The organism is Streptomyces sp. HNM0645, assembly GCF_030056615.1.
GTDB lineage: Bacteria > Actinomycetota > Actinomycetes > Streptomycetales > Streptomycetaceae > Streptomyces > Streptomyces marianii.
The window spans coordinates 90,966-98,231 of record NZ_JASHLT010000062.1 but is presented as its reverse complement, the minus strand read 5'-3'; the positions used below and the strand labels follow the sequence as shown (position 1 = coordinate 98,231).

Here is a 7,266-nt window from a genome sequence, read left to right as displayed (position 1 = left end):
CCCACCCCGTTTCCCCCACCTCCCACCCCGTTTCCCCCACCGGAAAGCCGTCCGTCTCCCTCGACCTCGGCGGCCGTACCGCACGGGTCACCGGCGCCGGGGGCGGTATCGGGCGCGCCTGCGCCCTGCGGCTCGCGGCGGCCGGAGCCAAGGTCGGGGCCGTCGACCGGGACGCGGCGGGCCTCGACGCGTTCGTCGGACGTGCCCAGGACCTCGGTCTCGCGGGCGTCGGGGAACCGATCGCCCTGGACCTGACCGACCTCGACGCCGCGGAGGACGCCGCCGCCGGCACCGACGTGCTCGTGAACAACGCGGGCCTGCAACTCGTCCGCCCCATCGAGGAGTTCCCGCCGGACGTCTTCCGGACCGTGCTCACCGTGATGCTGGAGGCGCCTTTCCGGCTGATCAGAGGAGCGCTCCCACAGATGTACGCCAAGGGATGGGGGCGCATCGTCAACCTGTCCAAGGACGAACTGCACGTCCATGTGAACACGGTCGCCCAGCGGCTGGAACGCGTCGGCAGGCTCCTCGGCGAGGACTGGCAGTCGCCGGCCCGTGCTCTGGAGATCCAGATGGCGCTGCGGCTGTTCCCCGGCACCGGGCCCTTCTGGCTCGTTGGTGTCACGCGAGCACTCGGGTAGATGTGATAGACGGGAGCAATGTGCATGATGACCGCAATCCGTACGGTGCAGTCGGCCGCCAGGCACGGTGGTAGGGGGTGTCAGGCACAGGCGCGTGGCGTCTCCTGCTGCAGATGGCTGTCGCCGTGGGAGACGGGTGGCTCACGGTGAGCGGGCCGGTGGTGGTCGGGGTGGACGGCTCGCCGTCGAGTCTGGACGCGGTCTCGGTGGCGGCCGGCGAAGCGCGGTTGCGTGGGTGCGGACTGAAGGTGGTGCACGCGTTCATCTGGCCGGCGATGCACGTGCCGCTCGGTCCGTCGCCGCTCGGGCCTGCTGAGGGCGGGTTGCGGAACATGGTGGGACGGCTGATCGCGGAGGCGGTGGAGCGTGCGCGTTCCGTGGCGCCTGAGGTGGAGGTCAGCAATGCGGTGGTGACGGGTGAGGCGCTGACGGTGATGGAGGCCCAGTCGCGCACGGCATCCCTGGTGGTGGTCGGAAGCCGGGGCATGGGCGGGTTCGTGGGTCTGCTGCTGGGCTCGACGGCGGTGCACCTGGCCGCACATGGCCGCTGCCCAGTCATGGTGGTGCGGGGCGACTCGGACCGGACCGGCCCCGTCCTGCTGGGGGCGGACGGTTCACCGGCGGGCGAGGGGGCGGTTGGGTACGCCTTCGAGGAAGCCGGCCTCCGGGGCACGGGGATCGTGGCCCTGCACGCGTGGACGCCGTGGAGCGTGGCCGTCACCCCGCCGCACGATCCGTCGATGCCCTATGCGCTGGAGAGGGGCATGCTCACGGCCGGGGAGGAGCGTCTGCTGGCCGAGGCTGTTGCCGGCCAGCGGGAGCGGTACCCGGATGTCGCGGTCGAGCACACCTTGGTACGGGGCGGTGCCCGGGAGGCGCTGATCGAGGCGAGCAGGAACGCGGGGCTGATCGTTGTCGGTGCCCGGGGCCGCGGCGGGTTCACCGGTCTGCTCCTCGGATCGGTCAGCCAGGCCCTTCTCCATCACGCGCGCTGCCCGGTCGTCGTCGTACGGGGATCCGATGCCTGGCGGTGAGGAGGCCAGAGCGCCCGGAGGAGACGGCGGTTCCACGGGCGACGCGCATCACGGGCTGAGTGCCCATGAGGTCGTACTGCTGCTGGAGAGCGATGCCGATCGCGGCCTCAGCGGGGAGGAGGCCGCACGACGGCTCGAGCTGTTCGGCCCCAACGTTCTCCCCGTGACGGTGGGCGGCGGTCTGCTGCGGCGGGTGGTGCGGCAGTTCCACCACCCGCTGATCTACGTCCTGCTGGTCGCGGGCGCCATCACCTCGGCGCTGGGTGAGTACGTCGACTCCGCGGTGATCTTCGGTGTGGTGCTGGTGAACGCGGTGGTCGGGTTCGTGCAGGAGTCGAAGGCCGAGGCCGCGCTGGAGGGACTGCGGGCGATGGTCCGTACGACTGCCACGGTCGTACGCGCTGGCCGCAGACGAGAAGTTCCCTCCTCCGAGCTGGTGCCCGGGGACCTGGTGCTGGTGGAGGCGGGCGAGAAGGTGCCGGCCGATGTCCGGCTGCTTCGGGAGACGGAGCTGCGCGTGGACGAGTCGGCGCTGACGGGGGAGTCCGTCCCGGTACCGAAGGACGAGGTGGTGCTGGATGCGCGGACCCCGGTCGCCGACCGGCGCAACATACTGCACTCCGGGACGCTGGTGACGGCCGGGCAGGGGGCGGGGATCGCTGTGGCGACCGGTGCGGAGACCGAACTCGGGGCGATCCACCGTCTGGTGGGGGCCGCCCAGACGCTGGCGACACCGCTGACCGCCAAGCTCGCCGCGTTCAGCAAGATCCTGACCGTGGTGATCCTGGCGCTGGCGGCGGTGACCTTCGCGATGGGCGTGGTCCGCGGGCAGGGGGCGGTGCAGACGTTCACCGCTGCGGTCGCCCTGGCGGTGGGAGCGATCCCCGAGGGCCTTCCGGCCGCCGTCACCATCACCCTGGCCATCGGCGTCGGCCGGATGGCGCGGCGCCAGGCGGTGATCCGCAGGATGCCCGCCGTGGAAGCGCTCGGCAGCACCACGGTCATCTGCTCGGACAAGACCGGCACGCTGACCGAGAACCAGATGACGGTGCGGACGGTGTGGACACCCGGTGGCACCTTCGACGTGACCGGCTCCGGTTACGACCCCGACGGTGTCCTGCACGACGCGGGCGGTGCGGTGGTCACCGCCGAAGCGGACCGCGCCCTGTGGTGGTGCCTGCTGGCGGGCGCCGCCTGCAACGACGCTGCCCTCGTCCGCAGGGACGGCCGATGGGACCTGCTGGGTGACCCGACAGAGGGGGCCATGCGGGTCGTGGCCGGCAAGGGGGGCCTGAACGTGGCGGACGTGGTCGAACGCTGTCCACGGGTCGAGGCGATCCCCTTCAGTTCCGAGCGGCAGTACATGGCCACCCTCCACCGCGACACCGCCACCGGCAGCCACCTGGTCTTGGCCAAGGGCGCCACCGAACGGATCCTCGCCCTGTGCGCTGGTCAGATGACCTCCGACGGCAGTATCCGGCCGCTGGACTCCGCCACCGTCCTGACAGCCGCCGAGCACCTGGCCGCCGGCGGACTGCGGGTCTTGGCCACCGCCGCGCTGCCGTCCGCAGACCCTGACATGCTCATCGAGCAGCACCTGCCCGGCACCCTGGTCCTCACCGGGCTGCAGGCCATGCTCGACCCGCCCCGTCCGGCCGCCACCGCAGCCGTCAGCGCCTGCCACACCGCTGGCATCACCGTCAAAATGATCACAGGCGACCACGCGGTCACCGCCTCCGCCATCGCCGGCCGCATCGGACTGCTGACCGCGCCCAGCCCTCGCGAGGGGGATGTCCTCACCGGAGCCGATCTGGCGGCGCTGCCCGACCGGGACTACCCCGATGCGGTCGACCGGGCCCGCGTCTTCGCCCGGGTCTCGCCCGAGCAGAAGCTCCGACTGGTCCAGGCCCTGCAGGAGCGCGGGCAGGTGGTGGCCATGACCGGCGACGGCGTCAACGACGCCCCGGCCCTGCGCCAGGCCAACATCGGCGTCGCCATGGGACGCGGCGGCACCGAGGTAGCCAAAGACGCCGCCGACATGGTCCTCACCGACGACGACTTCGCCACCATCGAAGCCGCCGTCGAAGAGGGCCGCGGCGTCTTCGACAACCTCACCAAGTTCATCGTCTGGACCCTGCCCACCAACATGGGCGAGGGCCTGGTCATCCTTGTGGCCATCCTGCTCGGTGCCACGCTGCCGATCCTGCCCACCCAGATCCTGTGGATCAACATGACCACCGCCGTCGCACTCGGGCTGATGCTCGCCTTCGAACCCAAAGAGGCCGGCATCATGACCCGGCCGCCCCGCGACCCGGCCCGCCCCCTGCTCACCGGCGCCCTCGCCGTCCGTATCCTGCTGGTCTCCGCCCTCCTCGTCGCCGGCTCCTGGTGGCTGTTCACCTGGGAACGCGACACCGGCGCCACCCTGGCCGAGGCACGCACCGCAGCCGTGAACCTTTTCGTCACCGTCGAAGCGTTCTACCTCTTCAGCTGCCGCTCCCTGAACCGCTCCGCCTGGCACCTCGGCCTGCTCAGCAACCGGTGGATCATCGGCGGCCTCCTCGCCCAGACCGCCGGACAGCTCGCCCTCACCTACCTCCCGGCCATGAACCACCTCTTCCACACCGCCCCCATCAGCGGCCCCGCATGGCTGAGGATCCTCGCGCTTGCCGCACTCGCCTCCCTCGTCGTCGCCATCGACAAGCGCTTACGACACCACCTCATGTGACCTCGGACCTCCCCGTCGCCCGGGGCCCGCCGTCCACCACCCGGGGAACACCCCCAGCCGCCCCCGTACACAGGGTTCCAAACCCCGGCCACTCCGACTCCGAACCACCGCGGCAGCCGTCACGTCCCGCGCGACCTGCCGCCCTCCCGCCCCCCCAAACCACGTGGACCTGCCATGAGTAATCTCGCACTCGCCCTCACCGCTCTGGGCGCCTGGATCGCCATCGGCCTCGCCACCGCCTGGTGGATGGCCCGCAAGGGCTACCGCCACTGGGGATGGCCGCTCATGGGCATCGTCTTCGGGCCGATCCTGGCCCTCGCCGCCGGCGAGCGTACCCAGCTGCACCGCCTCGGACCGCTCGCCCGGACAGAAGTGGGTCCGCCCGGCCCAGGCAGCCTGCGCGTACTGGTGGGTGTGGACGGCTCCCCGCAATCCCTAGCCGCGCTGGACCGGGCCGCCGAACTCCTGGGGCCGTACGTGCAAACCCTCGTCGCCGTCGAGGTGGTCGCGTACGACGCGGCCGACAACGAGACGGACCCAAGCATCACCGCGGCGAGAAACCATCTGAGAACCATCACCGAGCACGCCGCCGGGCGGGTGACGGAATGCGACATCATCTCCGGGCCACCGGCGCAGGCACTGATGAGCTACGCCAGGGAACAGGACATCGACCTCATCGTCATCGGCACACACGGACGCGGCCTGTCTCGCCGACTACTCGGCAACGTCGCCCAGCAACTGATGCGTCAGCACACCGTGCCCGTTCTCGTCGTCGGTGACCACCGACACGCACCCCGATGAAGCCCAGGAGGGAAGCGCACTCCCGCCCCCTCCACACAGCAGACACGCACAAGCGCGCACCTCGCCATCACCACACTCACCGCAGCGCGCCTCCACCGACAAACACCTGCGCCGCCGGCTGGTCTGACCGCGCCCGTCATCGCCCCGCCATGTCACCGCCGGTGCGCGCCCCCTCCCCGTCCCCGCGCTGACCGCCGGGCGAGTCCCAGCGAAACGGGTGAGCACCGGACCGGCTACGGCGAGCAGCAGGACGCAGGCGGCGACCAAAGCGCCGAGCCGGTCCTGCCGGACCCCGGCCAGCCCAATCATGACGAGGGAGACCTCGCCGCGTGCGATGAGCGCGGTACCGGCCCGCAGCCGGCCCCGGGACTCCGCGCCCTCCGTCGTGCGGCGTGCCAGTCGGCCGCCATTTTCGTCAGCGCCGTGACCACCCCCAGGTCTTCGGGGTCGTGGGCGGTGACGTCAACGCCGAGGTCACCGGCGCCGCCGACCCGGCGGGGACCCAGAAACCCGTCACGGGCCAGGAGATCGGTGCATGCCTGCTCAAACCCCGTGGCGCTCATCGAGGAGAGCTGCTTCATCTTGAAAGTCAACACGTCCGGGCCGGGATCACCGTCTGATGGTGCGACGAACGCGTCGTCCGGGCCGACGTAGTTGTGGGTGCCGAAGACGAACGACAGGAGCTTGCCGACCAGTATGAGCACGGCCAGTGCGCCGACCGCGATCAGCCCGGTCCACCATGGGTGATCTGCGATCAGGTTCCACAGGTCTACCGTGATCCACCGGCTGACGTCTTCAGCGAGCCGCTGCCACAACATCTTGCCGATGGCCAGCGCGAGGACCGCGTACAGCAGGAATTTCAGCGTTGGGTCGAGTGACCCGTCTTCGTCGAACACCACACCCCCAGACGTATCGGACGGCGGTCGGCGAGCCGGTTGGTCAGGCCGCGCGCTTGAATCGGCTCGCGCGGGAGCGCGCGGACAACCCGAGGAGTTCATGCAGGGCGGCGCCGCTTTCAGCCCAGCGCCGGAGCCTTTCCCGGTCGACCCAATGGACACCGTGCCGGTCGCCCCACGCCTTGGCGTCGCGGGTGAAGGACCCGTTGGTGACGACGACTGCGTGATCGGCTTTATGGGCCGGGCCGGCTGTCCCTTTCACCGCGTACATCACCGACGACCCCACCTTCCCGCCGACGCGAGTGTGCTTCGCCTGTACGACGACCCGACCTCGCTGGCGATGGTCGCCCATGACGTCGGCGGCCTGGTCACCGCCACCGCCCACGCGGCGGGCCGGCCAGCCGTCGCGGACCAGGAGGTCTCGTAACGCGTGCTCGAACTGCCGGTCGTCCATGGAGTCAAGTTCCGCCAGGGTGATCCGCAACGTGGCCAGCCGTTCGGCATCGCGTCGGTGCCGACGCACGCGCCGCACGATCCGGCAGGCCCCAAGAGCGGACGCCAGCAGGGTGACGGCCACTACGAACGGCCACGCGTCCTCGAGCGTTCCGGCGGTCGCAGCGGCCATCCGGATGGCCAGTACCACGACGGCCAGGGCCACGACCAGCGCCGAGAGGACCTCCGCGGCGCCGCGCGGGCGGCGCACCTGCCACCGCTTGCGTGTCATCAGCGGCTGGCCGGAGTGGAGGTGGCGGGCCGCGGCTGTGCGGGCGGCGTTGTGGAGGCCGCCTCGCCGAACCCGAACACCTGCCCCCATAACCAGACGCCGGCCAGCAGCCCGGCGATCATCCAGCCGCTCATCCGCTTCGCGCTGCGCGGCTTCGGGTTACGGCGGATGTGTCCGCGCACGTAATGGAACCCGTCCGGAGTGTTCGGCATGCTGTTCCCTCCCGTCGGTGAGCCACTGGCGCGGCCCTCAGTTGGTGTAGCAGCGGCCACTGACAGGAGTTGATGGATCATCACGGTGCTGACCTTGGCCAGACTGCCTTCAAGCCACGTGTGTCACTCGGTCTCGCGGCCCGCGGGTCTCGGAGCCTGAGCTGCTGACCTCGACGGACAGGCTCCTCAGATGCTGTGCCGTCCGCGCCGCAGCGCCTAGACCTGACGAG

At 70.8% G+C, this 7,266-nt stretch carries 7 protein-coding genes and 1 pseudogene; 5 read left to right on the top strand and 3 right to left on the bottom strand.

Translation table 11 applies throughout. The features are described from left to right. Positions 1 to 107: 107 nt before the first annotated feature. The 5 genes and pseudogenes from QMZ92_RS36155 to QMZ92_RS31945 form a co-directional block, all read left to right on the top strand. A pseudogene (locus QMZ92_RS36155) lies at positions 108 to 464 on the top strand (SDR family NAD(P)-dependent oxidoreductase); the annotation flags it as partial. 21 nt (positions 465 to 485) lie between these two features. Further along, a complete protein-coding gene (locus tag QMZ92_RS36150; protein ID WP_349307784.1) occupies positions 486 to 641 on the top strand; it encodes a helix-turn-helix domain-containing protein in 156 nt (51 codons plus the stop codon). A gap of 113 nt (positions 642 to 754) precedes the next feature. Next, the gene (locus QMZ92_RS31955; protein ID WP_283301064.1) at positions 755 to 1,675 is read left to right on the top strand and encodes a universal stress protein; all 921 of its coding nucleotides are present in this window, start codon (positions 755 to 757) and stop codon (positions 1,673 to 1,675) included. Next, positions 1,662 to 4,403, top strand: a complete 2,742-nt coding sequence (locus QMZ92_RS31950) for a cation-transporting P-type ATPase (RefSeq protein WP_283301063.1) — start codon at positions 1,662 to 1,664, stop codon at positions 4,401 to 4,403. Before QMZ92_RS31955 ends, QMZ92_RS31950 begins: the two co-directional genes overlap by 14 nt. A gap of 174 nt (positions 4,404 to 4,577) precedes the next feature. Continuing rightward, entirely contained in the window at positions 4,578 to 5,204 is a 627-nt protein-coding gene (locus QMZ92_RS31945; protein WP_283301062.1) for a universal stress protein, read from the top strand. 305 nt (positions 5,205 to 5,509) lie between these two features. Here the strand turns inward: QMZ92_RS31945 and QMZ92_RS31940 are convergent, their stop codons facing one another. Genes QMZ92_RS31940 through QMZ92_RS31930 form a run of 3 tightly spaced genes read right to left on the bottom strand, consistent with a single transcriptional unit; the run spans position 5,510 to position 7,036 of the window. Further along, positions 5,510 to 6,103: a restriction endonuclease gene (locus QMZ92_RS31940; protein WP_283301061.1), complete on the bottom strand. Its 594-nt coding sequence runs from the start codon at positions 6,101 to 6,103 to the stop codon at positions 5,510 to 5,512. Positions 6,104 to 6,143: 40 nt separating this feature from the next. Then, entirely contained in the window at positions 6,144 to 6,824 is a 681-nt protein-coding gene (locus QMZ92_RS31935; RefSeq protein WP_283301060.1) for a restriction endonuclease, read from the bottom strand. Further along, positions 6,824 to 7,036 (bottom strand): hypothetical protein, encoded by a 213-nt coding sequence (locus QMZ92_RS31930; protein ID WP_283301059.1) that lies wholly within the window; start codon positions 7,034 to 7,036, stop codon positions 6,824 to 6,826. Before QMZ92_RS31930 ends, QMZ92_RS31935 begins: the two co-directional genes overlap by 1 nt. Between the last annotated feature and the right edge of the window lie 230 nt (positions 7,037 to 7,266).